Below are 26,169 nucleotides of genomic sequence, written 5' to 3'. Positions count from 1 at the left end.
TTCCCCGGCCCCCTCCCCCCCGGACTCCCCGGACTCCCCGGACTCCCCGGACTCCCCGGACTCCCCGGACTCCCCGGACTCCCCGGACTCCCCGGAGGGAATCAGCCGAGCAGCCGCAGCCCCTCGGGCACGGCGATGCCGAACTCCCCGTCGGCCACGCGCCGCGCCTCCGCCTCGTCGGTGAGCGTCCGTTCGGTCACCGTGCCGTCGGCGAGGGTCTCGGTGAACCGGGCGCCGTCCAGGCAGACATGACGCCCGGCGGTGGTCCGCTGGAGGTAGGCGCGGCGGGTGAAGGGCGAGCGCGGATGGGTGGCGACGTACCAGTTGGCCACCTCGAAGTCGCTGGCGACGAACCGCTCCTGCGTGAAGGCGTACTGGGCGGTCCAGTCCGCCGCCCCGGGGTCGTACGCCTGGAGCGCCCACAGCTCCAGCGGGCCGCCGTGCGGCAGCCGTACGAGCCGGTGGCGCCGCCCGGCCCCCGCGGACTCGGGCCCCACGGCCAGCGGCACCGGCTCCAGCAGCGCGCCGGTCGCCCCGAAGCCCACGTCCGCCAGATACGGCCGCGCCTCGCCCGGCACGACCACCCGCAGCATCATGTGCGTACGCGGCCGGCTCTCCGGGTCCTCCGCGCCCAGCACCACGCGCCCCGCCAGCCCGGACACCTCGAAGCCGAGTGCCCGCAGGGCCAGCGCGAGCAGCGTGTTCTGCTCGTAGCAGTAACCCCCGCGCCGACCGCGCACCATCTTGGCCACCAGATCGGCGGGCGCCAGCGAGGGCGCCCGGCCCGCCAGCGCGTCCAGATTCTCGAACGGGACCGACAGGGCGTGCGCCAGGTGCACCTCGCACAGCGTCGCGAGCCCGGCGCGCCGCTCGCCCCGCAGGCCGATGCGCGCGAGATACGCGCCGAGGTCGAACGGCTCGCCCGCGGCGGCCGCCGCAGCGGCGTCGGTCTCGCTCGTCTTGTCGGTCCCGCTGCTCTTGTCGGTCTCGCTGGGCTCGCTGGGCTCGGAGGTGTCGCTGGTCTCGGCGTGGGACATGCCCCGAACCTACGCCGAGGCGCCCCGCCCACGCCCGGACCCCCGGTCCCGACCGGTCTACTCCGGTGGACCTAGGCCGTCACCGGCGTCCCGGCCGGGGAGGGGGGACGCTCAGCGTGCGTCGGCCAGCGCCCGCGCCACCCCGGGCTCCTTCGGTCCCAGGAAGGTCGGGTCCGGCCGGAAGACCGCGTCCAGCGCCGCCTTCCCGGCCGCGAACACCTCCCGGGCGCCGCCGTAGTACCAGGTGGCGTCGTGCACGGCGTCCACCCCGACGCCGTAGGAGTCGATGCCCGCCGCCTCGCACAGCGCCACCGCCCGCCGGATGTGGAAGCCCTGGCTGACCAGCACCGCCCGGTCCACACCGAAGATCTTCTTCGCCCGCGCACAGGAGTCCCAGGTGTCGAAACCCGCGTAATCCGTGACGATCCGGTCGGCCGGTACGCCGTGCCCGGTCAGGTACGCGCGCATGGCGTCCGGTTCGTCGTAGTCCTCCCGGCTGTTGTCGCCGGTCACCAGGACGACCTTGATCCTGCCGTCCCGGTAGAGCCGCGCCGCCGCGTCCAGGCGGTGCGCCAGGTACGGCGACGGCTCGCCGTGCCACAGGCCCGCGCCGAACACCACGGCGACGTCGGTGCGCGGCGCGTCGGCCGTGGTACGCAGCCGGTCCCCGGTCGTGACGTACAGCCAGGTCGCCGGGAGCAGCGCCAGCACGCACACCGCCACCACGGCCCGCACCAGCCGCCGCCGCCCGGCCCGCGTGCGCGGCAGCCGCGGCCGCGTCCATCCCGGTCGCCGTGTCCGGCGCATCGCCCGGCCCCCCTCTCGTACGGCCGTACACGCGCGCGTGCGGTACGGGCCCCGATCAGCAAGGACGAGCCAGGACCCGCCCCGGTTCGCCCGCCCGCCCACCACCCGCGCGACACCCCTCCCGCACCCCGCCCGCCCCCGCCCGGCGGGGCCGCCCCGACACACCCGGCACGGCCCCGCCCCGCCCCGCACTCGACACCCGGCCCGGCCTGCCCAGCCCCGTGACCCCGCCGCGGTCGGCCCCCGCGGGGTTCCCGCCGAGCGGCCCCGCCGGGAGCGGACCGTGGCGTCCCGGTTGTCGGTGGGTGCCCGTACTGTCGAGGCATGGAAGGGATCGCATCCGAGACGGCGGCGCCGTACGAGAACCAGCTTCCGCCCGAGGGCTACGACCCGGCGGCCATCGACCGCTGGGCCGGTGAGCCGGACAAGCGGCCGGGGCGTACGGCGTTCCAGCGCGACCGCGCGCGGGTGCTGCACTCCGCGGCCCTCAGACGGCTGGCCGGCAAGACCCAGGTGGTCACGCCGGACAAGGCGCCGCAGGGCGTCGGCGCGTGGGACGCCAGCCCCCGCACCCGGCTCACCCACTCGCTGGAGTGCGCGCAGGTGGGCCGCGAGCTGGGTGCCGCCCTGGGCTGCGACCCGGACCTGGTGGAGGCCGCCTGCCTCTCGCACGACCTGGGCCACCCGCCCTTCGGGCACAACGGCGAACAGGCGCTGAACGAGTTCGCGCACGACTGCGGCGGCTTCGAGGGCAACGCCCAGTCGCTGCGCCTGCTCACCCGGATCGAGCCCAAGCGGTTCGTCACCGGCCCCGGAGCGGAGGCACCCGTCAGCGTCGGGCTGAATCTCACCCGGGCCGCCCTGGACGCCGCCACCAAGTACCCCTGGCCGCGTGGCGCCCACCCCACCGACCCGGCCTCGCCCAAGTTCGGGGTCTACGAGGACGACCGGCCGGTCTTCGACTGGGTGCGCCACGGCGCCCCCGGCACCCGCACCTGCTTCGAGGCCCAGGTCATGGACTGGTCCGACGACGTGGCGTACTCGGTGCACGACGTGGAGGACGGCCTGCACGCCGGTCACCTCGACCCCGCCTGCCTGCGCTCCGCGCCCGAGCGGCAGGCCGTCTTCGCGGTCGCCGTCGGCCGCTACGTCCCGGCGGGCACCGAGCACGAGGAGCTGGCCGAGGCCCTGGACCGCCTCCTCGACCAGGAGTGGTGGCCGCACGGCTACGACGGCTCCGCCATGGCCCAGGCCCGCCTGAAGGACGCCACCAGCCAGCTCATCGGCCGCTTCTGCCTGGCCGCCGAGGGCGCCACCCGGCAGGCGTACGGCGGCGGCCGGCTGACCCGGTACGGCGCGGAGCTGGTCGTCCCCAGGAGCACCCGAATGGAGTGCGCCGTCCTCAAGGCCGTCGCCGACCGCTTCGTCATGCAGCGCGACGAGCAGGAGCGGCTCCGCGCCGACCAGCGGATCGTCGTCGCCGAGCTGGCCGCAGCGCTCACCGAGCGCGCGCCCGAGGGCCTGGACCCGCAGTTCCGCGCCCTGTTCACCCGGGCCGCCGACGACCGCGCCCGCAAGCGCGTGATCGTCGACCAGATCGCCTCCCTCACCGATGTCTCGGCCCGCTCGCTCCACGCACGGCTGACGGGGGCAGGTACGGGGCAGGGATGACGTCATGGAACTGACAGCGCGCTTACGGACCGCCGTGATACCGCTGTTACGCATGGGGCCAGGGTGACCCCAGTGCCGGGGCCCGGCGCCCCGAGGTGACCCTGCGTGGCCTGATCGGGCCACTCCCTCTTCCCGCATCACGCTCCGCGCGGGACGCTCGCACGTGGCGGCACCCGCAGTTTCTCCGGGGGACACCCCCCGGCCCCCCGGCAGGAGGCAACAAGTGGTCGACGCGGATCAGACATTCGTCATCGTCGGAGGAGGTCTGGCCGGTGCGAAGGCGGCCGAGACGCTGCGCGCGGAGGGCTTCAGCGGCCGGGTGATCCTCATCTGCGACGAGCGCGACCACCCCTACGAGCGCCCGCCGCTGTCCAAGGGCTATCTGCTCGGCAAGGAGGACCGCGACAGCGTCTTCGTGCAGGAACCGGCCTGGTACGCGCGCCATGACATCGAGCTGCACCTCGGCCAGACCGTCGTCGCCGTCGACCGCGCCGCCAGGACCGTGCACTACGGCGACGACGGCACCCACGTCCGCTACGACAAGCTGCTGCTGGCCACCGGCGCCGAGCCGCGCCGCCTGGACATCCCCGGCACCGATCTGGCCGGTGTCCACCACCTGCGCCGCCTGGCCCACGCCGAGCGCCTGAAGAACGTCCTCACCCACCTCGGCCGGGACAACGGTCACCTGGTGATCGCGGGCGCCGGCTGGATCGGCCTGGAGGTCGCCGCCGCGGCCCGCACCTACGGCGCCGAGGTCACCGTCGTCGAGCCCTCCGCCACCCCGCTGCACGGCGTGCTCGGCCCCGAGCTGGGCCAGCTCTTCACCGAGCTGCACCGCGAGCACGGCGTCCGCTTCCACTTCGGCGCCCGGCTGACCGAGATCGTCGGCCAGGACGGCATGGTGCTCGCCGCCCGCACCGACGACGGCGAGGAGCACCCCTGCCACGATGTGCTCGCCGCGATCGGCGCCGCCCCGCGCGTCTCGCTCGCCGAGGCGGCCGGCCTGGAGCTGGCCGACCGGGCGCACGGCGGCGGTGTGATCGTCGACGAGCGGCTGCGCACCGCCGACCCGGACATCTTCGCCGCCGGTGACGTGGCCGCCTTCCCGCACGCCCTGTTCGGGACCCGGCTGCGGGTGGAGCACTGGGCCAACGCGCTCAACGGCGGCCCGGCCGCGGCCCGCGCGATGCTCGGCCGGGACGTCGTGTACGACCGGGTGCCGTACTTCTTCTCCGACCAGTACGACCTCGGCATGGAGTACAGCGGCTGGGCGCCGCCCGGCTCGTACGACCAGGTGGTGATCCGCGGCGACGCCGGGAAGCGCGAGTTCATCGCGTTCTGGGTGAAGGAGGGCCGCGTCCTCGCGGGGATGAACGTCAATGTGTGGGACGTCACGGACCCGATCCAGGCCCTGATCCGCGCGAGGACCCCGGTGGACACCGACGCGCTGGCCGACCCGCACGTCCCGCTGGACACCCTCGTCCCGTAGGACCTGGCCGGACGGGAGTGTCACCGCGGCCCCGTAGAATTCACCCGTGGCCGGACGGATCAACGACGAGGACGTGAAGGCGGTACGGGACGCGGTCCCGATCGACGCCGTGGTGTCCGAGTACCTCCAGCTGCGGGGCGCGGGCGGCGGCAACCTCAAGGGCCTGTGCCCCTTCCACGACGAGAAGTCGCCGTCCTTCCAGGTCAGCCCGAGCAAGGGACTCTTCCACTGCTTCGGCTGCCAGGAGGGCGGCGACACCATCACGTTCGTGATGAAGGTCGACCACCTCACCTTCTCCGAGGCGGTCGAGCGCCTCGCCGCCCAGGCCGGCATCACCCTGCGCTACGAGGAGGGCGGGTACAACCCCTCCCACCAGCGCGGCGAGCGCATCCGCCTGATCGAGGCGCACAAACTGGCCGCCGACTGGTACGCGCAACAGCTCGCGGGCAGCGCCGAGGCCGAGACCGGCCGGGTCTTCCTCGCCGAGCGCGGCTTCGACCAGGGCGCCGCCGTCCACTTCGGCGTCGGCTACAGCCCGCAGGGCTGGGACCACCTGGTCCGCTTCCTGCGCGGCAAGGGCTTCACCGACAAGGAACTGCTCCTGTCCGGCCTCGCCCAGGAGGGCCGCCGCGGCCCCATCGACCGCTTCCGCGGCCGGCTGATGTGGCCGATCCGCGACATCGGCGGCGAGGTCGTCGGCTTCGGCGCCCGCAAGCTCCACGAATCCGACAACGGCCCCAAGTACCTCAACACCCCGGACACCCCGGTCTACAAGAAGTCCCAGGTCCTGTACGGCATCGACCTGGCCAAGAAGGAGATCGCCAAGGCGTCCCGCGCGGTCGTCGTCGAGGGCTACACCGACGTCATGGCCTGCCACCTGGCCGGGGTCACCACCGCCATCGCCACCTGCGGCACGGCCTTCGGCGGCGACCACATCAAGATCCTGCGCCGGCTGCTCATGGACAACGGCTCGGCCCGGGTGATCTTCACCTTCGACGGCGACGCGGCCGGCCAGAAGGCCGCGCTGCGCGCCTTCGAGGACGACCAGAAGTTCGCCGCCGAGACATACATCGCTGTCGCCCCCGACGGCATGGACCCCTGCGAGCTGCGTCTGGCCAAGGGCGACGACGCGGTCACCGACCTGGTGGAGCCGCGCACCCCGCTCTTCGAGTTCGCGCTGCGCCAGATCGTCGCCCGCTACGACCTGGACACCCCGGCGGGCCGCGCCGCCGCCCTGGACGAGGCCGCGCCGGTCGTCGCCCGGATCAAGAACAGCGGCGCCCAGCACGAGGTCGCCGTCCAGCTCGCCGGGCTGCTCGGCATCCTGGACACCCAGTTCGTGGTCAAGCGGGTCGCCCAGCTCGCCCGCTGGGCCCGCGAACGCGGCGGCCGTGGCGGGGGCCCCGAGCGCCGGCAGGGCCCCCCGCAGCAGCAGTACGCCGCTCCCGCGCAGCCCGCCGCGCCCGGCGGCCCCGCCCTGAACCTGCGCAACCCGGTGCACGCCACCGAGCGCGAACTGCTGAAACTGGCGCTGCAACGCCCCGAGCTGGTCTCCCCGGCCTTCGACGCGTACGGCACGGACGAGTTCACCGCCCCGCCCTACGCGGCCGTGCGCCAGGCGGTCCTGGACGCGGGCGGCGCCGAGTACGGCACGGCCGACCCGCAGGAGTACCTGGTCCGGGTCCGCGAGGCCGCCCCCGATGACACGGTCCGCGCCATGGTCACCGAGCTGGCCGTGGAGGCGATCATGCGCCGCGTGGTCGACGAGATGTACGCGGGCGAGGTCCTGGTCCGCGTCCGCCGCCGCGCCGTCGAACGCCGCATCCGCGACCTCAACAGCACCGTGGCCCGCCTCGGCACCGGCGGTGACCCCGCCGGTCTCGCCGCCGCGCAGAACGAGCTGTGGGTCCTCCAGCAGTACGACCAGGCCCTGGCGGTCAAGGGCGCGGCCGCTCTCTAGGGTTCTCCGGGGCCCGAGCGGGCCGGAATATCCGCCTCGTGACGGACCGGACGCAAAAAGTCACCGCACGCCCCTCGTGGCGGCGATGTGTCGTACTCCACACTGGGGTCCGGTGCCTGATCCCCGGAGCGCGGCCGGTCCGTCCCCCCACGGGTCTCTCCTCCCGCGGCCGTGCTCATCGCGTACAGGACGGACAGCGGCGAGGCCGTCGACCCCGTCCCCCGAGTACCGCTGCCGCACAGGTCAGCAGCGATCATCCTGGAGGTCGCCCGCGTGCAGACCCAGACCCTCATCACCCCTGCCGACAGCGCCACCGATCTCGTCCTGGCGGCGGCCGTGCCCCCGCAGGACCGGGTCGCGCACCACCCGGACGCGGCGGAGCCCGGCGAACCGGAGGAGCCGCCCGCCGCCGAGCCGGAGCCCGGCGCGTCCGAGGCCGCCGGGCCCGCCGAAGCCGGTGAGCCCGCCGAGGCGTCCGAGCCCGCCGCCGTCCCGGCCCGCGCCGACAGCGGCGGGCCCACCGCGGACCTGTTCCGGCAGTACCTGCGGGAGATCGGCCGCATCCCGCTGCTCAGCGCGGCCGAGGAGGTGGACCTCGCCCGCCGGGTCGAAGCTGGCCTCTTCGCCGAGGAGAAGCTCGGCGGCGCCCACGACCTCGACAGCGCGCTCGCGGGCGATCTGGACCGGCTGGTCGTCATGGGCCGCCTCGCCAAGCGCCGCCTCATCGAGGCCAACCTGCGGCTGGTGGTGTCGGTCGCCAAGCGCTACGTCGGCCGCGGGCTGACCATGCTCGACCTGGTCCAGGAGGGCAACCTCGGGCTGATCCGGGCGGTGGAGAAGTTCGACTACGCCCGCGGCTACAAGTTCTCCACGTACGCGACCTGGTGGATCCGCCAGGCGATGAGCCGGGCACTGGCCGACCAGGCCCGCACCATCCGCGTGCCGGTGCACGTCGTCGAACTGATCAACCGGGTGGTGCGGGTGCAGCGCCGGATGCTCCAGGAGCGCGGCTACGAGCCCACCGCGGCCGAGGTCGCCGCCCACCTCGAACTGCCGCCCGAGCGGGTCAGCGAGGTGCTCCGGCTGGCGCAGGAGCCGGTCTCGCTGCACGCCCCCGTCGGCGAGGAGGACGACGTGGCCCTCGGCGACCTCATCGAGGACGGCGACGCCGCCTCGCCCGTGGAGTCGGCCGCGTTCCTGCTGCTGCGCCAGCACCTGGACGCGGTGCTCTCCACGCTGGGGGAGCGCGAACGCAAGGTCGTCCAGCTCCGCTACGGCCTGGTGGACGGGCGCCCGCGCACCCTGGAGGAGATAGGGCGCCTGTTCGGCGTGACCCGGGAGCGGATCCGCCAGATAGAGTCCAAGACCCTCAACAAGCTGCGCGACCACACCTTCGCCGACCAACTGCGCGGCTACCTGGACTGAAGGGGGGCCGCCCCGCCGGGCGACCCCCTCGCGCGTACCCCCCTCGCGCGTACCGGCCGGGCCGGTCTCCGCTCAGTCGACCTCCACGACCGCCTGCGCGAACTGCGCCTTGTACAGGCGGGCGTAGGCGCCGTCGGCGGTCAGCAGCTCCTCGTGCGCGCCCTGTTCGACGATGGAGCCGTTCTCCATCACCAGGATGGTGTCCGCGTCCCGGATGGTGGAGAGCCGGTGCGCGATGACGAACGACGTCCTGCCGTGCTGGAGTTTGGCCATCGCCTTCTGGATCAGCACCTCGGTACGGGTGTCGACCGAGCTGGTCGCCTCGTCCAGCACGAGGATCACCGGGTCGGACAGGAACGCCCGCGCGATGGTGATGAGCTGCTTCTCACCGGCGCTGACCCCGCTGCCCTCGTCGTCGATCACGGTGTCGTAGCCGTCGGGCAGCGTCCGCACGAACCGGTCCGCGTGCGCGGCCCGCGCCGCCTCCTCGATCTCGCCGCGCGTCACCTCTCGCGAGGCGCCGTAGGCGATGTTCTCCGCGATGGTGCCGCCGAACAGCCAGGTGTCCTGGAGCACCATGCCGATGGCGGAGCGCAGTTCGTCGCGCGACATCCGGGCGATGTCCACCCCGTCCAGGGTGATCCGCCCGCCGGTGACGTCGTAGAACCGCATCAGCAGATTGACCAGGGTGGTCTTGCCCGCGCCGGTCGGGCCGACGATCGCGACCGTGTGGCCCGGCTCGACCGTCAGGGACAGGTCCTCGATCAGCGGCTTGTCCGGCGCGTAGCGGAAGGACACGTGCTCCAGCGCGACCCGCCCGCGCAGCTCCTCGGGCCGCACGCCCGGCACCGGGTCGGCCTCCTGCTCCTCGGCGTCCAGCAGTTCGAAGACCCGCTCGGCCGAGGCGACGCCCGACTGCACCAGGTTCGCCATCGACGCGACCTGGGTCAGCGGCATCGAGAACTGCCGCGAGTACTGGATGAACGCCTGCACATCACCGATGGACAGCGTGCCCGAGGCGACCCGCAGCCCGCCGACGACCGCGACCAGCACATAGTTCAGGTTGGACACGAACATCATCAGCGGCTGCATGACGCCGCTGTTGAACTGCGCCTTGAACCCGGCCTCGTACAGCGCCTCGTTCTGCTCGGCGAACTGCCGCGCCGACTCCTCCTGGCGGCCGAACACCTTCACCAGGGCGTGCCCGGTGTACATCTCCTCGATGTGCGCGTTCAGCTGGCCGGTGGAGCGCCACTGCTGCACGAAGTGCGGCTGGGAGCGCTTGCCCACGCGGGTGGCCACGACGAACGACAGCGGCACGGTCACCAGCGCGACCAGCGCCAGCAGCCAGGAGACCCAGAACATCACGATGAGCACGCCGACGATGGTCAGCAGCGAGTTGATGAGCTGGCCCATCGACTGGTTCAGGGTCTGCCCGATGTTGTCGATGTCGTTGGTGGCGCGGGAGAGCACCTCGCCGCGCTGGCGCTTGTCGAAGTAGGACAGCGGCAGCCGCGACAGCTTGGTCTGCACGTCCTCGCGCATCCGGAACATGGTCCGGTTGACCGACCGGTTCACCAGCCGGGTCGCCACCGCCATCAGCAGCCCGGCCACCAGGAACGTGCCCAGCGCGAACAGCAGCACCTCGCCGACGGCACCGAAGTCGATGCCCTGTCCGGGCGTGAAGTCCGTGCTCCGGAGCATGTCGGCGACCGAGCCCTGGCCGTGCGCGCGCAGCGAGGCCAGGGTCTCGTCCTTGGACATCCCGGCCGGGAACTGCCGGCCGATGATGCCCGCGAAGACCAGGTCGGTGGCCTTGCCGAGGATCTTCGGCCCGATCACGCTGAGGGTGACGCTCACCACCACGCACGCCAGCAGGAGGCAGATCGTGGCCCGTTCGGGCCGGAACTGGGCGATGAGCCGCTTGCCCGACCTCTTGAAGTCCATCGAGCGGCTGTCCGGGGAGCCCCCGGCCATCATCCGTCCCATCGGCCCCGCCATCAGGCAGCCTCCGCTTCCGTCAGCTGGGAGAGCACGATCTCCCGGTACGTCTCGTTGCCCGCCATCAGCTCGTGGTGGCGGCCGGTGCCGACGACCCGTCCCTCGTCCAGGACGATGATCCGGTCGGCGTCCCGGATGGTCGCCACCCGCTGGGCGACGATGACGACGGTCGCCTCGGCCGTCTCCCGGGTGAGCGCGGCGCGCAGGGCCGCGTCGGTGGCGTAGTCGAGGGCGGAGAAGGAGTCGTCGAAGAGGTAGATCTCCGGGCGCTGCACCAGGGTGCGGGCGATGGCCAGGCGCTGGCGCTGGCCGCCGGACACATTGGTGCCGCCCTGCGAGATCGGCGCGTCGAGGCCGCCCTCCAGCCTGCCGACGAACTCCTTGGCCTGCGCCACCTCCAGCGCGTGCCACAGCTCCTCGTCGGTGGCGTCCGGATTGCCGTAGCGAAGGTTGGTGGCGACCGTGCCCGCGAACAGGTACGGCTTCTGCGGCACCATGCCGACGGTCCGCGCCAGCAGCTTGGCGTCCAGGGTGCGCACATCGGCGCCGTCGACCAGGACCTCGCCGTCGGTCGCGTCGAACAGCCGCGCCACCAGACCCAGCAGGGTGGACTTGCCGCTGCCGGTCGAGCCGATCACGGCGGTCACCTCGCCGGGCCGGGCGGTCAGGTCGACGGCCTTCAGCACCGGCTCCTCGGCGCCCGGGTAGCGGAAGCCCGCCCCGCGCAGCTCCAGATGGCCGTGGCTGCGCAGCTCGCGCACGGGCGCCAGGGGCGCGACGACGCTGGACTCGGTGTCCATGACCTCCTGGATGCGCTCGGCGCAGACCTCCGCGCGCGGCACCATCATGAACATGAAGGTGGCCATCATCACGGACATCACGATCTGCATCAGATAGGCGAGGAACGCGGTGAGGTCGCCGATCATCATGCTGCCGCTGTCGATGCGGTGTGCGCCGAACCACACCACCGCGATGGACGACAGATTGACCACCGTCATCACGATCGGGAACATCAGCGAGAGCATCCGGCCGGTGGCCAGGGACATCTCGGTCAGCTCGCCGTTGGCCGCGCGGAAGCGGTCGTTCTCGTAGCCGTCGCGGACGAAGGCGCGGATGACGCGGTTGCCGCTGATCTGCTCGCGCAGCACCCGGTTCACCGTGTCCAGACGGGTCTGCATGGACCGGAACAGCGGGCGCAGCCGGCGCACGATCAGCGTCACGGAGAGGCCCAGCACCGGTACGACGGCGACCAGGACGCCCGACAGCGGCACGTCCAGGCCGAGGGCCAGCACGACACCGCCCACGCACATGATGGGCGCCGACACCATCAGGGTGAACGTCATCAGGGCCAGCATCTGTACCTGCTGGACGTCATTGGTCGTACGCGTGATGAGCGAGGGCGCGCCGAACTGGCCGACCTCGCGCGCCGAGAAGGACTGCACCCGGTCGAAGACGGCGGCCCGCACGTCTCGGCCGAGCGAGGAGGCGGTCTTGGCGCCGTAGTACACGGCACCGATGTTGCATCCCACCTGCACCAGCGAGATGGCGATCATCACGGCGCCGAACGTCAGGATGTAATCCGTGTCACCTTTCACCACGCCCTTGTCGATGATGTGGGCGTTCAGCGTGGGCAGGTAGAGGGTGGCGCAGGTCTGGAGGAACTGAAGCAGCACCAGAAGAGCGATGGGTTTCCTGTAGGGCCTGAGATAGGTCCGCAGAAGTCGTATGAGCACGCTGGGTCTCTCGGAGTCGGCGGTGGGGGCGGTCGATGTCCCCTGGCACCTATCGTCGGACACTCCGCCCGTGTTACCTCAACTGATTAACCCGATCGAAGCGCGGGCCGACCGGGCACCCCGGCCGGCCCGCGCCCGGACTCCGGTGTCCGGTACGCGGCGAACGGCGCACTACGCGCTGAACGCACCCGGATGGGTCTGTTCGCGTACCGCCGTGTACTGCTGGCGCACCGCCTGGCCCACCGCCAGGTCCTCGCCCGGCTCCAGCACCTGGGCCGCCGCGCCCTGCCAGGCCGGCGGGCTGTGCGGGTCGAGGGTGCCCCGCGAGACGCCGAGCGCCCACGCGGCCTGCCGGGCGGCGCCGATCGCCGCGTAGTCGGCGGGCTGCGGCACGACGACCTGCGCGCCGAACAGCGCGGGCGCGGCGGCCTGTACCGCGGGCAGTTCGGCGGCCGGCCCGAGCAGGAAGACGCGCCGCACCTCCACGCCCCGGCCGCGCAGCACGTCCAGCGCGTCCACGAGCCCGCACAGCATGCCCTCGAAGGCGGCCCGCGCCAGGTGCTCCGGCTTCATCGACTCCCGCCGCAGACCCGACAGCGTCCCGGCGGTGTGCGGCAGCGCGGGGGTCCGCTCGCCCTCCAGATAGGGCAGCAGCACCAGTCCGTGCGAGCCCGGCGTCGATGTCATCGCCAGCTCGGACAGGGCCTCCAGATCCGGCAGGCCCAGCAGCTCCGCGGTGCCGCGCAGCGTCCGTACGGCGTTCAGCGTGGTCACCACCGGCAGATGCATGCCGGTGGCGTCGGCGAGCGAGGTGATCATCCCGCTCTGGTCCACCAGCGCCTCGGGGTGCACGGCCATCACCGACCCGGAGGCGCCCAGCGACACCACCGCGTCCCCCAGCCCGATGCCCAGACCGAAGGCGGCGGCCATGGTCTCCCCGGTGCCGGCCGAGATCAGCAGCCCCTCCGGAGTCGTACCGGCCGCCTCGGCGGGGCCGATCACCTCGGGCAGCACCGCCTGGTGGCCGAGCGCCAGCTCGACCAGGTCGGGCCGGTAGGCGCCGGTGGCCGCCGACCAGTAGCCGGTGCCGGAGGCGCCGCCGCGGTCGGTGGTCCGCCGCGCCGGGCGGCCCAGCAACTGCCACACCAGCCAGTCGTGCGCCTGCATCAGCACGGCCGTGCGGCCGGCCGCCTCCGGCTCGTTCTTCGCGAGCCAGCGCAGCTTGGTGACCGGCTGGGCGGCCTGCGGCACGGAGCCGACCGCCTGCGCCCACGCCTCCCGGCCGCCGAAGGAGTCGACCAGGTCCGCGGCGGCGGCCTGGGCCCGCCGGTCGCCGCCGACCAGCGCCGGGCGCACGGTGGCACCCTGGCCGTCCAGTGGCACCAGCGCGTTCTGCTGGGCGGAGACGCCGATCGCCTGCACGCCCTCCAGCAGTCCGCCGCCCGCGGCCTCCCCGAGCGAGAGCAGCCAGGCCTGCGGATCCACGTCCGCCGGACGGCCGCCCCCCTCCGGGCTCTCCACCGGATGCGGTGCGTAGCCCTGCCGGAGCACGGCCCCCGTGTCCGTGTCGCAGACCACGATGCGAGTGAAATCAGGTGAGCTGTCCAACCCGGCGACTATCCCCATGCGGAAAATTCTGCCGCATCCCGGCACCCGCGTGGGGCCGGGGCCGGATGGTTCCCCCGGTTCAGGTGTTGCTGGTGCCCCAGTCGTCCGCGCCGTTGCCCCCGGCCCGCTCGCGCAGCGAGCGGACCCGCTGCGCCACCGAGTCCGGGACATGGTCGCCGACCCGGTCGCTCACCGCGTGGTACGCCTTGCCCGCGAACTGCCGCCCCTGCTGGGCCGCCGTCTCCGCGGTGTTGCGCACGGCGGGGTTCTGCGCCACCTGGCGGGCGGACTTGCGGAGCTGCTCGTAGCGCTCACGTCCCGCCTTGGTGCCCAGTACGTAACCCAGTGCCAGCCCTGCGATGAACACGAGCCGGTAGCGCATGGTGGCCACCCTTCCTTGCCTCGACGTCGGAGCCCGGGGGAACCGATTGGCGGAGCACCCCCCTGCTTGCGCTAATGTATGTGTCGCAGCGAGCGCGCGCTCACCGGGGGACTACCCCGGAAGACGCGTTCGATGCGACGAGGCATTCCTCCGTAGCTCAATTGGCAGAGCAGCCGGCTGTTAACCGGCAGGTTACTGGTTCGAGTCCAGTCGGGGGAGCTCGGTCCTCCGTAGCTCAATTGGCAGAGCAGCCGGCTGTTAACCGGCAGGTTACTGGTTCGAGTCCAGTCGGGGGAGCATGCTGAACGAGGACCCTCAGGGGTCCTTTTTCATGTCCGGCCCCACCCCGGGTACCTGTCGGACCCATGTTCGGGGGAACCGCCGTGACCTCGCAGGAGTCCTCAAGGTCAGGAAGACCGCGGCGAGCCGGCCATGGCGAAGCAGGAGATCGTATGAGCGGCTATGCTGCGGCAGACGGCGCGCACACGTGTACGCGACGCGCCGGACGGGGCGGTAGCTCAGCCGGTTAGAGCAGCGGACTCATAATCCGTCGGCCGTGGGTTCGAGTCCCACCCGCCCCACCGCAAGGTTCTCCCAGAGAACCGTTTCTATCTGCGGAAGCGTGAGAACGGGGGTCGCCACTCCAGGGTGGGGCCCCCGTTCATTCGTTCAGATCAAGATCCAGGGGACACCCGGGGGACACGGTCGGGCGACAGCGGCCGGCGTGTTCGCACGGGAGCGCCCGCACTCCGCTGCCGGCTCGGCCCATCGGTTCTTCGCCGGCGAGGGCTTTCGGTGTCAGTAGTGGTACCGAGCCTGGACGATCATCAACTCGTCGCCGGACGGCTTGTACACGAGCCGGTGCGTGTCGTCGATCCTCCGAGACCAGTAGCCCGACAGATCGCCCTTCAGGGGCTCCGGCTTGCCGATGCCCTTGAAGGGATCGCGCATGGTGTCGTCGATCAGCTTGTTGATGCGCTTGACCATCTTGCGGTCGTTCTCGGCCCAGTAGGTGTAGTCCTCCCAGGCGTGAGACGTGAACGAGATCTTCACGCATGCTCCGCGTCGGGGTCGATCAGCTCGCGGTGCTGGGCCTTGCCGGTCTCCGCCTCGGCGATGGAGTCGAGCAGGCGACGGGCGTTCTTGGGGGAGCGCAGGAGGTGCACGGTCTCGGTCCAAGAGCTGAAGTCCTCTTCGGACATGAGGACGGCGTTCCCCTTGCGGGAGGTGATGTGAACCGGAGCGTGGTCCTCGTTGACCTGCTCGATCAGCGGGAACAGGTTCTGGCGCGCTTCGCTGGCGGTGATGGACATGCTTGCTGCCTCCTCTCTCGACTTGTACAAGATATGGTACGAGTCCTGATCGTGTCCACAGTTCCCGGCGCGCATGCTGGAGTGCTGTGTCGCCCTGGTGGCTGCCGAATGAAGGGCGGATGGGGGACGATCTGGACCGCGTGCCGTGGGCCCTCGCACTGTCCTCTGACCTCAGGGAGCTGTCGGAGGCGGCGCACCGGAGGGCAGCCGCGCTTCCGGCTCAGTTCTTCCTGATCTTCTTCCGTTCCCCTTTGGGGTACGCGACTTTGTGGTTTCCGGTGGCTGTGATCATCTTGTGCGGGGGGACCGCGCATGCCCAGGCCGTCGCAGGGGTCATGATCTGCATCCTGCCTTTCGTGAGCTGGTCCTTCCTCGGCTACCGCATTCTTTTCTTGCGCGCCATTTTCCCGCTGGTCACCGTACTGGCTCTCTGGATCGTGTGGCTTTCTCTGCTGCCGATTCCGATGTTCGAAGGCTTTGTGCCGCGCGTCGCCGACGCGGCTCTGTCGCTTCTGTTCCTCGGGAGCCTTCCGGCAGTCCTGATCATGTACGTGCGGTGGCGCCGTGAGATCGCGGAGAGGGTGCACGCCTACGACAAGGAAGCGCTGGTGATGCTTCGCCTCGTCAAGGCCATGCATGACGGCCGGGAGCTCTGGTGGCAGCGGAGGACGGTACGCCAGTGGAGCAATTCCCTTGAGGTTGCGGCCGTCGAGACGGCCAGGGCAGGCTGCAACAAGCGGACGATGTCGACGTCGTCGTGAGCGAGCTTTTCGAGAAGATCGACGCGCTCGTGCGCAGTGACCGGCAGACTTTTCTCTCCGGTGCGCCAGAGGTGGCATCTGCGGCGAACCGGATGTGGCGGCGTGTGCTTCGAATATGGCCGGGATGCCTTCTGACCAATATGCCGGTCCAGGTAGGTGGATGCTGATCGCGGTGGGGATCAGTTCTCTTCTTTCCGCGAATCCCGAAGTGGCCGGGAACGTGCGAGATGTGATGTCGCGGGTGCTTCCTTTCCGCTGAGTTCCCGTACTCGGGCGGCGGCGGAACCGCTCTCAGATGCCGTCCGCCGGGTCCGACGTCTCGGGAAGGTCGTCGCGTTCGCCCTCGGCCTGGGAAGGGGTCGGGTAGGGCGGTTCCGGGGTGTCGGCCGTGCGGCGGGCGGGGGTGTCGTCGCGTTCGCCCTCGGCCTGGGAGGGGGTGTGCTCTCGCATGTTCATGGTGACTCCTGCGGACCTGGGGTGGTCACTCCGGGTCCGGGTACCCGTCATTCCCCGTCGTCCCCCTCTCCGCACGCGATCGTCCGGGCCAGCGCGGCGCCCAGAGCCGTGCGGATCTCCTCCGGGGGCGGGGGGCCGTCCGGCAGGGCGCCCGCGGTCAGGGCGGCGGCCACGGTGCGCAGCTTGGTGTTGGAGCGCTGGGACGCCTCGCGGAGGACGTCCCATGCCTGCTGCGGGGTGCAGGCGTGGGCGGCCATCAGGATGCCGCGGGCCTGGTCGATGACCGGGCGGGAGGCGATGGCCCGGCGCAGCTGCTCGACCTCTTGCTGGAGTTCGAGCAGCCGCTCCCCGCGCTCCGCGGCCACCGCCGAGGCGGGAGCGGGGGCGGGGGCGGGGGTGCCCGGTGCGGCGGGCGCCGGGTCCTCCGGAGGCGGGTTCAGCGGGTCGGCGGTGTCCAGGCCGGCCAGTTCCAGGACGCGGCGCGGCTGCCCCGTCCAGCCGGTGGCCGTGACGGGGACGAGACGGCAGCGGCCGTACGCGTCGAGCGCCTCCAGGAACCCGAGACCCGCCGAGTCCATGAACGTCACCCCGGCCATGTCCAGGTCGATCCGGCAGGTCCCCGGCGGCAGTTCGGCGAGCGCCTCGGCCAGCGTGTCCGCGCAGCCGTGCACCAGTTCCCCGCTCGGGGCGAGCCGGGCCCGGCCGTCCGGGAAGACGTGCGCGGCGACGGCCAGCGGAGCGGCCGGTGCGTCCAGCCGCCGCGCGAGAGGCGGACGTGGTGGTGCCCCTGAGGTCATGTCCCGCTCTGTCCCGCCTGTCATCCCGCTTGTGCCGTCCGGCTCGTCCCGCCGCCCGACGCCCTCCCGGATCCGCGGTTCTCCGTGGCTTCTCGGGAGCCCGGGGCCCGGTGGCCCTTGATGCGCCTGCCCTGTGCTCCGCCGCGTACACCTGGCGGGCGGTGCGCGGGCCGTGCGCGGGCCGGGCAGCGGGGCGGCGGGCAGCGGGGCGGCGGTATTGCCTTCGCCGGGGCGCCGTCGTCGGCGGCTACGCCCCGATCGGGTCCAGTACCAGCGGTTCGATCCGGCCCTCCAGCATCTCGCCCAGGCCCTGCACCGCGCACACGTCGGGGCGGTCGGCGATGTGCACCGGCATGCCCGTGGCCCGGCGCAGCATCTGGTCGAGGCCCGGCAGCAGCGCGGAGCCGCCGACCATCATGATGCCCCGGTCCACGAGGTCGGCCACCAGGTCGGGCGGGCACTCCCGCAGTACCGAGTAGATGCCGTCGAGCACGGCGGTCAGGGGGGCCTGGATGGCCTCCCGCACGGCGGCGGTGTCGACCAGGACGGAGCGGGCGAGCCCGGTGGCCACGTCCCGGCCGTGGATCTCGGTGGCCGCCGGGCCGTGCGCCGTGAGGCCGTTGTCGTGCAGGGCCAGTTGCAGCGGGCGCACCGACTGGCTGGGCAGCACCAACGCGTGTTCCTGGCGCAGGTGCTGGACGATCGCGTGGTCGACTGCCTCGCCGCCCACCGGCATCCGTACGGCGGCGACGATCGAGCCGAGGGAGAGGACGGCCACCTGGGTCGCCGCGGCGCCGCACACCATGATCATGGTGGCCTCGGCGCGTTCCACGGGCAGTCCGCAGCCCACGGCGGCGGCGATGAGCGTGTCGACGAGCTCCACCCGGCGGGCGCCGAGTCCGACCAGGGTCTCGACGGTGGCGCGCTGGGCCAGCGGATCGGCGTCGTGCGGGGTGCAGGCCGCCGCCCGCAGCCGGGCCTTGCGGCGCAGCGACCGGCGCATCTTGTCGCCGAGCAGATGCCGCAGCATGCGCTGGGCCATCTCGATGTCGATGACGGTGCCGCCGGATACCGGGCGGACCACGCGGATGTAGTCGGGGGTGCGGCCGGTCATCTTCTCCGCGAACTCGCCGACCGCGATCAGCGCGCCGGTACGGGTGTTGACGGCGGCGACCGAGGGCTGGTCGACGACGAGTCCCGCGCCCTTGACGTACACACGGGTCCGGGCCGCTCCCAGGTCGACGGCGAGATGGCAGCGGCGCAACTGCTCCAGACTGGCGGACATGACGGATCCTCCCGAGAGCGCGGACCGTGGCGGTCGCCGGGCGGCGGCCTCCTGTGCATCGTGTGCGGGACGGGGGAGCGGGCGCCTGTTCAAGGGGGCCGGGCGGGGGGCCGCTGGACGAGTGCTTTTCCTGGCCGTCTGCCGGACAAGTACCGGGAATGCGCACAGTGGACCGCCTTGTCCTGGCGGGAACCTGCCACGGCAGCCATCCGCCACCGCTCGTCAACTCCCTTGCCACACAAGTCTCCTGACACTCTTCCCAGCACCGACGCAGCACTCGACGCAGCATTCGACGCAGCACTCGACCAAGCGGTCCGCCGCTTGCGAGGAAGAGAGGCACGGATGAGCAGAGGACCAGGCAGACGGAGAGCGACCCTCCTGTCGGCCGGGCTCGTGATCGCCCTGCTGCCCGCCGGGCAGGCCGCCGCCGGACAGGCGGCCGCCCACGACACCGGATCCACCACCCCCACCACCCCCACGACCAGCGCGACCGGCGCGTCCCGGGCCGCCGCGGCGGCCGGGAAACCGGCGGACGGCCCCCGCACCGTCACCCTCGTCACCGGCGACCGGGTCACCGTCACCCCGCTCGGCGGCGGGAAGAGCACCGTCACGGTGCGGCGGCCCGCGGACGCCACCGGCGCCGTCCGCACCACCGTGGCCGACGGCACCGTCACCGTCGTACCGGACGAGGCCCGGCCGTATCTGCGCGCGGGGCGGCTCGACCCGCGGCTGTTCGACGTGAGCGAGCTGCTGCGGCAGGGACTCGCCGACACCCGCACCGGGGAACTGCCGCTGATCGTGACCTACGGCAAGGACCGCGCGGTGCGCACCCCGCGCGGCGCCGCCCGGACCCGGGACCTCGCCAGCGTGCACGGCGCCGCCGTCGAGGCGGGCAAGGGGCGTGCGTTCTGGCGGGAGTTCACCCGGCCCGGCGGCGCGCGCACCCTCTCGCCGGACGGCGTCGACAAGGTCTGGCTCGACGGCCGGGTCCGCGCCGACATGGCCGAGTCCAACGCCCAGATCGGCACCCCCAAGGCGTGGGAGGCCGGGCTGACCGGCAAGGGCGTCACCGTCGCCGTCCTGGACACCGGCGTCGACACCACCCACCCCGACCTGGCCGGCCGCGTCACGCAGACCAAGAGCTTCATCCCGGGCGAGGAGGTCGCCGACCGCAACGGCCACGGCACCCACGTCACCTCCACCGTGGGCGGCAGCGGCGCTGCCTCCGACGGCAAGGAGAAGGGCGTCGCCCCCGACGCCGTGCTCGCCGTCGGCAAGGTGCTCGACGACCAGGGCACGGGCAGCGAGTCGCAGATCATCGCAGGGATGGAGTGGGCCGCGCGGGACGTGCACGCGCGGATCGTGTCCATGTCGCTGGGCTCCACCGAGGCCAGCGACGGCACCGACCCCATGGCGCAGGCCGTAGACACCCTCTCGGCCGAGACCGGCGCGCTCTTCGTGATCGCCGCCGGGAACACCGGCGCGCCCTCCTCCATCGGCTCGCCCGGCGCCGCCGACGCGGCCCTGACCGTCTCCGCGGTCGACTCCGCCGACCAGGCCGCCTACTTCACCAGCGCGGGACCGCGCCTGGGCGACAACGCCCTCAAGCCCGACCTCGCGGCCCCCGGCGTCGACATCCTCGCCGCCCGCTCCCGGCTCACCGAGGGCAGCGGCGACTACACGACCATGAGCGGTACGTCCATGGCGACGCCCCATGTCGCCGGGGTCGCCGCCCTGCTCGCCCAGGAGCACCCGGACTGGGACGCGGCCCGGCTCAAGGACGCGCTGATGTCGACGTCGAAGCAGCTCGACGCCTCCGCCTACGAGCTGGGCGCGGGCCGGGTGAGCGTGCCGGACGCGGTGGCCGCCGAGATCACCGCCACCGGCAGCGCCGACCTCGGCTTCTACGGCTGGCCCTACGACGGGAACAAGCCGGTCACCCGCACCCTCACCTACACCAACTCCGGTGACCGGCCCGTCGACCTGACCCTGGCCGTGCAGGGCGCCCCCGAGGGCGTGGCCGCCCTCGCCGACCAGCGGCTCACCGTGCCCGCGCACGGTACCGCCTCCACCACGGTCACCGGCGACGGCGCCAAGGCGCCGGTGGGCAACACGAGCGGGCAGATCGTGGCCTCGGCGGCCGGCACAGCCGTCGCGCACACCGCGTTCGGGCTGGTCAAGGAAGGCGAGCGGTACACGCTCACCGTGCACGTCAAGGACCGCTCCGGCGCCGCCACCGCCGCCGACCTCGCCGTGCAGCAACTCGTCGCGGACGTCGACCCGTTCAGCGCCCACGTGGACGACTCGGGCACCCTGAGGCTGCGGCTGGACCCGGGCACGTACAGCGTGTCCTCCTTCCTCGACGTGCGCGGCAGCCACGGCGCCGACTCCCTCGGGCTCGGCTTCCTCGCCGCCCCCGAGATCACCCTCGACCGGGACCGCGAGATCACCCTGGACGGGCGGCGGCTGCGCGAGGTCCGCGCCGATGTGGGCCGCCGCACCGAGCGGCGCCAGCTCCTCATGGAGTACGACCGCAAGGCGGGCGGCGCCGACCTGTTCGGGGCCGTGCAGGTGCCGCTGATGTACGACAGCGTGTTCGCCGCGCCGACCGAAAAGGTCCGGCAGGGCTCCTTCGAGTACCGGACCGTGTGGCGGCTCGGCGCACCCCTGCTGGCGGTCAAGGGCGTCGGTGACGCGCTCGTCCAGGCGGGCAGCACCCTCACCGCGGGCCGCAGCAGGCTGCCGCTGGTCGACATCGGCACCGGCGGCCCGACCGGCAGGAACGTACGCGGCAAGGCGGTCCTGGCCCGCGTCACCGACACCACCGATCCCGGCGCGCTCGCCCAGGCCGTGCAGGACGCGGGCGCCGCCGCGCTGTTCGTCACGGACGACGCGCCCGGCCGGCTCAGCCTGTGGTGGGGCACCGACGACAACGCCGACCGGCCGTTCCTGATCGCCTCGGTGAACGCCGCCGACGCCGCCCGGCTGCGCGCCGCCCGCCGCGTCGACATGACCGGCACCCCGCACACCCCGTACGTCTACGACCTGTCGGACGGCCACCCGGGCGCGGTCCCCGACCGCGATCTGACGTACGCCCCCGGCAAGCGCCAACTGGCGGAGCTGGGCGTGAAGTTCCACTCCGGGCAGGCCGCGAGCGGCGGGGAGTTCCGGTACTCGATCACCGACACCTTCCCCATCGGCCTGGGCTTCGCCGAGAGCGCCGACTACCCGGCCACCCGCACCGACTACGTCTCCACCGGGCCCGGCCAGCTCTGGCACGAGTCGGTGACACTCGGCGAGGGCACCCTGGAGGAGCGCAGCGGCCTGGTCCGCTACACCGGCGGCTCGCACCGGGAGCTGGACTGGTTCAAGCCCGTCTGGCACCCGTGGCTGGGCACCGGGCTCGGCTGGGGCCAGCAGCGCGCCGGGAACACCCTCCAGTTCAACGCGCCCGGCTGGGGCGACTCCGGGCCCGACCACACCGGCTTCGGTGACGTGTGGAGCGCGGAGAGCGGCATGACCCAGACGACGGTGGCCTATCTGGACGGCAAGGAGGTGGACCGCGGCACCAGTTCGAGCGCGTACGTCTGGGACGCGCCCGCCGACGCGCACACGTACAAGCTCGTCACCGACACCGCGCTGGACCCGGCCCGCTGGAAGCTCGCCGGGCGGGGCCACGCCGAGTGGACGTTCCGCTCGGCGGCCACCCCCGAGGACCACTGGAGCTTCCTGCCTCTGATCAACCTCGCCTTCGACGTCGGCACCGACCTCGCGGGCACGGTGCGGGCGGGCAGCCGGATCCCGGTGAGCCTGAGCGCCGCGTACGTGGCGGGCGCGACCGGCACCGGCACCCTCTCCGGGGGCCGGCTGGAGGTCTCCTACGACGAGGGCGCGACCTGGCAGCAGGTGCGGCTCTCCGGCGGGCACGCCTCCTGGAAGGGCACGCTGAGCGTGCCCCGGGGCGCGGCGTCCGTCTCGCTGCGCGCCTCGGCGGGCGACGACCGGGGCGGCTCCGTGCACCAGGAGCTGGTCCGGGCCGTGGGGGTGCGGCAGCGGTGAGCTGAGCGCCGCGCGCACACGCGGGCGGCGCCGCCTCCCTGGGACGGGGAGGCGGCGCCGCCGTGCTGCTTCGCTGCCGTCAGATCAGCCAGCCGACGATGTGGATCAGGCCGGCGAGGACGTCAGTGAGGAAATTCATGATCGTGCTTCTCCTTGTGTTGCCACGTGTGGGACCTGCGCCGACCACGGTCTGCAGCCCGTCGCTTGCGCACCGTCAGTATCGTCCGCCTCACGGGCCCGGTACCGATCACTTCTGCGACGATCACCTGTTCCAGGGAACAACTGATCCCTTGTTCGGATGTTCGGATGTTCGGAACGGGTGCTGGACTGCTTCCCGTTCCTGGTTCTTCCCGGCCCGCTACGGCTCCACCACGCCCCGCACCACGCCCAGTCCGGCCAGGTCCTGCGGGCGCAGCCGCAACTGCTCGGCCGTGGCCGGTGCCTGCTCGGGCGGGCGCTTGAGGATGGCGGCGGCCAGTTCCGGGGCGATCACCGAGAAGTAACTGTCGGGCACGGCCCAGGTGTTGCCCGGCGCCGCCAGCGCGAGCGCGCCGCCCGAACCGCCCTCCCCGATCACCAGCGTGGTCACCGGCGTCCGGGCGGCGGCCACCGCGCCGAACAGGTCGGCGATGGCCGCGCCCGCGCCCTGCCGCTCCGCCTCGGCGTCGTTGGCGGCGCCCGGGGTGTCCACCAGCGTCAGCACCGGGATCCCGAGCCGGTCCGCGAGCCGGACCAGCCGGGCGGCGGTACGGTACCCGGCCGGCCGCGTGGCGGTGCCGTTCTGGGCGGCGTAGGCGACGGTACGGCCCTGGTGCGTGCCGAACCCGCAGAGCATGCCGCCCACTTCGCCCCGGCCGACGGTGCCGGTGCCGGTCTCGGGGGAGGGGCCGCCGCCGCAGCGGTCGCCGCGCAGGGCGACGCGGTCGGTGAAATAGGCGTCCAGATACCGTTCGGCGCGCGGGCGTTCGGGGGCGCGGGCCCGCCGGACGGCCTCCCAGCCGGTGGCGGGCAGCCCGGTCGCGGACGCACCTTGCGCCGTGCTCGGCAGCGCGCGCGGCGGGGGAGCGGGGGCCGCCGAGGGCGCGGTCAGCAGCCGCAGCCACCGGCCCAGCGTCGCGCGCAGCTCCCCGGGCGGTACGACGGCGTCCGCGGAGCCCGCCGCCACCTGCGCCTCGGCCGTGTACGCCGCCGGGTCGGCGTCCGGCGGCCGGACCCGGGAACCGGCGAAGCCCACCTGGGCCCCGGGCAGCGCCAGCACCACGTCGGCGCCCGCGCCCAGCGTGGCCCAGCCGCCGCCGGTCGTCGGATCGCGCAGCACCGCGAGCTGCGCCAGACCGGCCGCCCGGGTCAGCGCGGACTGCCGTGCCACGCGCTGGAGTTGGGTCAGCGCGAGCATGCCCTCCTGCATCCGGCTGCCGCCGGTGGCCACCAGCGGCACGACGGGCAGCCGGTGCGCGCGGGCGTAGGTGTACGCGGCCTCCAGGCGGTCGCCGGTGCGGGTGCCCAGCGAGCCGCCGAGGAAGCCGAACTCGAAGGAGACCAGCACCGCGGGCGTGCCCTCGATCCGCGCGGTGCCGCACACGACGGACTCCTGTTCGCCGGTGCGCGCCGTCGCGCGGGCGCGGGAGGCGTCGTAGCCCTCCCAGCCGAGCGGCCCGTCGGGGCCGTCCGGCGCGACGGCGTCCGGGGCGCCCAGGGAGCCGGACGGCGCCGGGGCGTCGGGCAGTTCGGTGAAGTCGTCGGTGACCAGGGCTATCGCCTGGCGGGCGGAGAGACGGCCGGCCATGGTCAGCGCCCGCCTTCCGCGGCCGGGTCGCCCTGCGGCAGCGCCCGTTTCATGATCTTGCCCATCTCGTTGCGGGGCAGCGCGTCGAGCAGCCGGACCACCCGGGGCCGCTTGTGCGGGGCCAGCCGCCCGGCCACGTGCCCGGCCAGCTCCTCGGTGCCGGGCGGGGCGGCCGGGTCCGCGGGGACGATCCAGGCGACGATCCGTTCACCGAGGTCGGCGTCCGGCTCCCCGGTGACGGCGGCCTCGCGGACACCGGGATGCTCCAGGAGCGCGTTCTCGATCTCGCCCGCGCCGATCTTGTAACCGCCGCTCTTGATCAGGTCGGTGGCCTTGCGGCCGACGATCCGGACCGAGCCGTCCGGGTCGCGCACCGCCATGTCCCCGGTGCGGAACCAGCCGTCGCCGGTGAAGGCGGCGGCCGTCGCGTCGGGCCGGTTCAGGTACCGCGTGAACAGGTTCGGGCCGCGCACCTGGATCTCGCCGACGCTCTCGCCGTCGTACGCGGTCAGGGGCGTCCCGTCCTCCTCCACCAGCCGCAGACCGACGCCCGGCAGCGGCGGCCCGACCGTGCCCGCGCGGGCCTCGCCGTCCGCCCGCACACTCGTGTTCATCAGCGTCTCGGTCATCCCGTACCGCTCGATCACCCGCCGCCCGGTCGCCGCCGCGATCCGCTCGTGGTCGTGCACCGGCAGCGCGGCCGAACCGGAGACCAGCAGCCGGGCACCCGCCAGCGCCCCGGCCAGCTCGGGGGAGTCGGGCAGCGCCTCCGCGATCCGGTGGTACATGGTCGGCACCCCGAACAGCATCGTCGCCCCGTCCGACAGCTCCCGGGCCACGCCCTCCGTCGTGAACCGCCCCAGGTGCCGCACCGAGCCGCCACGCCGCAGCGGGCCGAGCGTGCCGAGCACCAGACCGTGCACATGGAACAGCGGCAGCCCGTGCACCAGCACGTCCCCGGCGGTCCACGCCCAGGCGTCCGCCAGCGCGTCCAGGGTGTGGGCGACGGCCCGGCGCGGGATGACGGCGCCCTTGGGCGGTCCTGTGGTGCCGGAGGTGTAGACGATCAGCGCGGGGTCCTCGTCGCCCGCCCGGCCGTCCTCGGCCGGGACCGGCCCCCGCTCCCGTACGTCCACGTCGGCGCGGCGCGGTCCGGCGAGCGCGTCGGGCAGTTCGTCGCCGGGGACGGCCAGCACCAGCGAGGGGGCGCTGTCGGCGAGGATGTGCCCCAGCTCCTTCCCGCCGGACCTCGGGTTCAGCGGTACGACGCTCACCCCGGCGAGCAGCGCGCCCACCACGGCCACGGCCGTCTCCAGCGCGGGCGTCGCCCAGACGGCGACCCGCTCCTGGTCCCGCACCCGTGCGCCGACGGCACCGGCCGCCGCCGCCAGTTCCGCATAGGTCAGCGCCCGGTCGCCGAACCGCAGGGCGGGCCGGGGCCCCGGGGCATCCGTCAGGGCCGGGAAGAGGGAGGACACGCGGCGGACTCCTTCGTCGTGTTCGTCTGGGTCATTCGTCTGGGTCATTCGTCTGGGTCACCGGACGGGCCGGCCGGTCACCTGGTCAGTGTCCCGGCCGCCGGACCCGGTCACCCCTCGG

Annotated in this window: 19 protein-coding genes and 3 tRNA genes; 9 read left to right on the top strand and 13 right to left on the bottom strand. The window is 73.1% G+C overall.

Annotated features, from left to right (window positions below; translation table 11 throughout):
* Positions 1-101 precede the first annotated feature (101 nt).
* Together B086_RS0132880 and B086_RS0132875 are read right to left on the bottom strand one after the other, a co-directional pair.
* Entirely contained in the window at positions 102-1,037 is a 936-nt protein-coding gene (locus B086_RS0132880; RefSeq protein ID WP_018570688.1) for an arylamine N-acetyltransferase family protein, read from the bottom strand.
* A gap of 111 nt (positions 1,038-1,148) precedes the next feature.
* Complete coding sequence (locus tag B086_RS0132875; RefSeq protein ID WP_078531258.1) at positions 1,149-1,844, bottom strand: SanA/YdcF family protein; 696 nt, start codon at positions 1,842-1,844, stop codon at positions 1,149-1,151.
* A gap of 324 nt (positions 1,845-2,168) precedes the next feature.
* Here B086_RS0132875 and B086_RS0132870 point away from each other — a divergent pair, with 324 nt between their 5' ends.
* From B086_RS0132870 to B086_RS41405, 4 genes are all read left to right on the top strand, one after another.
* The gene (locus B086_RS0132870) at positions 2,169-3,515 is read left to right on the top strand and encodes a deoxyguanosinetriphosphate triphosphohydrolase (protein WP_018570686.1); all 1,347 of its coding nucleotides are present in this window, start codon (positions 2,169-2,171) and stop codon (positions 3,513-3,515) included.
* 223 nt (positions 3,516-3,738) lie between these two features.
* A complete protein-coding gene (locus tag B086_RS0132865; RefSeq protein WP_018570685.1) occupies positions 3,739-5,004 on the top strand; it encodes an NAD(P)/FAD-dependent oxidoreductase in 1,266 nt (421 codons plus the stop codon).
* Positions 5,005-5,050: 46 nt separating this feature from the next.
* Positions 5,051-6,964 carry a DNA primase gene (dnaG, locus tag B086_RS0132860; protein WP_018570684.1) on the top strand — a complete coding sequence of 638 codons (1,914 nt, stop codon included), beginning with the start codon at positions 5,051-5,053 and terminating at the stop codon, positions 6,962-6,964.
* Positions 6,965-7,135: 171 nt separating this feature from the next.
* Complete coding sequence (locus B086_RS41405; protein ID WP_018570683.1) at positions 7,136-8,389, top strand: RNA polymerase sigma factor; 1,254 nt, start codon at positions 7,136-7,138, stop codon at positions 8,387-8,389.
* A gap of 72 nt (positions 8,390-8,461) precedes the next feature.
* Here the strand turns inward: B086_RS41405 and B086_RS0132850 are convergent, their stop codons facing one another.
* The 4 genes from B086_RS0132850 to B086_RS0132835 all read right to left on the bottom strand — a co-directional run bounded on the left by B086_RS0132850 (position 8,462) and on the right by B086_RS0132835 (position 14,113).
* Positions 8,462-10,390 carry an ABC transporter ATP-binding protein gene (locus B086_RS0132850; protein ID WP_018570682.1) on the bottom strand — a complete coding sequence of 643 codons (1,929 nt, stop codon included), beginning with the start codon at positions 10,388-10,390 and terminating at the stop codon, positions 8,462-8,464.
* Positions 10,390-12,123, bottom strand: coding sequence for an ABC transporter ATP-binding protein (locus B086_RS0132845; protein ID WP_026253005.1), 1,734 nt, complete (start codon positions 12,121-12,123; stop codon positions 10,390-10,392). Before B086_RS0132845 ends, B086_RS0132850 begins: the two co-directional genes overlap by 1 nt.
* 171 nt (positions 12,124-12,294) lie before the next feature.
* Positions 12,295-13,749, bottom strand: coding sequence for a xylulokinase (locus tag B086_RS0132840; protein ID WP_026253004.1), 1,455 nt, complete (start codon positions 13,747-13,749; stop codon positions 12,295-12,297).
* Positions 13,750-13,810: 61 nt separating this feature from the next.
* The gene (locus B086_RS0132835; protein ID WP_018570679.1) at positions 13,811-14,113 is read right to left on the bottom strand and encodes a hypothetical protein; all 303 of its coding nucleotides are present in this window, start codon (positions 14,111-14,113) and stop codon (positions 13,811-13,813) included.
* 146 nt (positions 14,114-14,259) lie between these two features.
* Between B086_RS0132835 and B086_RS0132830 the strand changes: the two genes are divergently transcribed.
* The 3 genes from B086_RS0132830 (at position 14,260) to B086_RS0132820 (ending at position 14,694) form a co-directional block, all read left to right on the top strand.
* Positions 14,260-14,332, top strand: a tRNA-Asn gene (locus tag B086_RS0132830).
* Positions 14,333-14,337: 5 nt separating this feature from the next.
* Positions 14,338-14,410: transfer RNA gene (locus tag B086_RS0132825), tRNA-Asn, on the top strand.
* A gap of 210 nt (positions 14,411-14,620) precedes the next feature.
* Positions 14,621-14,694: transfer RNA gene (locus B086_RS0132820), tRNA-Ile, on the top strand.
* Between the two features lie 217 nt (positions 14,695-14,911).
* Here B086_RS0132820 and B086_RS0132815 read toward each other — a convergent pair.
* Positions 14,912-15,166 carry a Txe/YoeB family addiction module toxin gene (locus tag B086_RS0132815; RefSeq protein ID WP_018570678.1) on the bottom strand — a complete coding sequence of 85 codons (255 nt, stop codon included), beginning with the start codon at positions 15,164-15,166 and terminating at the stop codon, positions 14,912-14,914.
* A complete protein-coding gene (locus B086_RS0132810) occupies positions 15,163-15,426 on the bottom strand; it encodes a type II toxin-antitoxin system Phd/YefM family antitoxin (RefSeq protein WP_018570677.1) in 264 nt (87 codons plus the stop codon). Before B086_RS0132810 ends, B086_RS0132815 begins: the two co-directional genes overlap by 4 nt.
* A 119-nt stretch (positions 15,427-15,545) precedes the next feature.
* Here B086_RS0132810 and B086_RS0132805 point away from each other — a divergent pair, with 119 nt between their 5' ends.
* Positions 15,546-16,187, top strand: a complete 642-nt coding sequence (locus B086_RS0132805) for a hypothetical protein (protein WP_018570676.1) — start codon at positions 15,546-15,548, stop codon at positions 16,185-16,187.
* Positions 16,188-16,478: 291 nt separating this feature from the next.
* Here the strand turns inward: B086_RS0132805 and B086_RS44840 are convergent, their stop codons facing one another.
* The 3 genes from B086_RS44840 to B086_RS0132790 form a co-directional block, all read right to left on the bottom strand.
* Entirely contained in the window at positions 16,479-16,643 is a 165-nt protein-coding gene (locus B086_RS44840; protein WP_018570675.1) for a hypothetical protein, read from the bottom strand.
* Positions 16,644-16,690: 47 nt separating this feature from the next.
* Complete coding sequence (locus B086_RS0132795) at positions 16,691-17,440, bottom strand: ANTAR domain-containing response regulator (RefSeq protein WP_018570674.1); 750 nt, start codon at positions 17,438-17,440, stop codon at positions 16,691-16,693.
* A gap of 247 nt (positions 17,441-17,687) precedes the next feature.
* Positions 17,688-18,725 (bottom strand): rod shape-determining protein, encoded by a 1,038-nt coding sequence (locus B086_RS0132790; RefSeq protein WP_018570673.1) that lies wholly within the window; start codon positions 18,723-18,725, stop codon positions 17,688-17,690.
* Between the two features lie 342 nt (positions 18,726-19,067).
* On the opposite strand from B086_RS0132790, the gene B086_RS0132785 reads away from it, so the two are divergent.
* Complete coding sequence (locus B086_RS0132785; protein WP_026253003.1) at positions 19,068-22,784, top strand: S8 family serine peptidase; 3,717 nt, start codon at positions 19,068-19,070, stop codon at positions 22,782-22,784.
* 358 nt (positions 22,785-23,142) lie between these two features.
* Here B086_RS0132785 and B086_RS0132780 read toward each other — a convergent pair whose 3' ends face one another.
* Together B086_RS0132780 and B086_RS0132775 are read right to left on the bottom strand one after the other, a co-directional pair.
* Positions 23,143-24,570, bottom strand: coding sequence for a carboxyl transferase domain-containing protein (locus B086_RS0132780; protein WP_018570671.1), 1,428 nt, complete (start codon positions 24,568-24,570; stop codon positions 23,143-23,145).
* 2 nt (positions 24,571-24,572) lie between these two features.
* Complete coding sequence (locus tag B086_RS0132775; RefSeq protein ID WP_018570670.1) at positions 24,573-26,048, bottom strand: acyl-CoA synthetase; 1,476 nt, start codon at positions 26,046-26,048, stop codon at positions 24,573-24,575.
* Positions 26,049-26,169: the final 121 nt, after the last annotated feature.

It is taken from the genome of Streptomyces sp. PsTaAH-124 (assembly GCF_000373685.1).
In the GTDB taxonomy this organism is placed as follows: domain Bacteria; phylum Actinomycetota; class Actinomycetes; order Streptomycetales; family Streptomycetaceae; genus Streptomyces; species Streptomyces andamanensis.
Note: the sequence above shows the minus strand (reverse complement) of the source record. Positions and strands in the feature narration are given on the sequence as shown.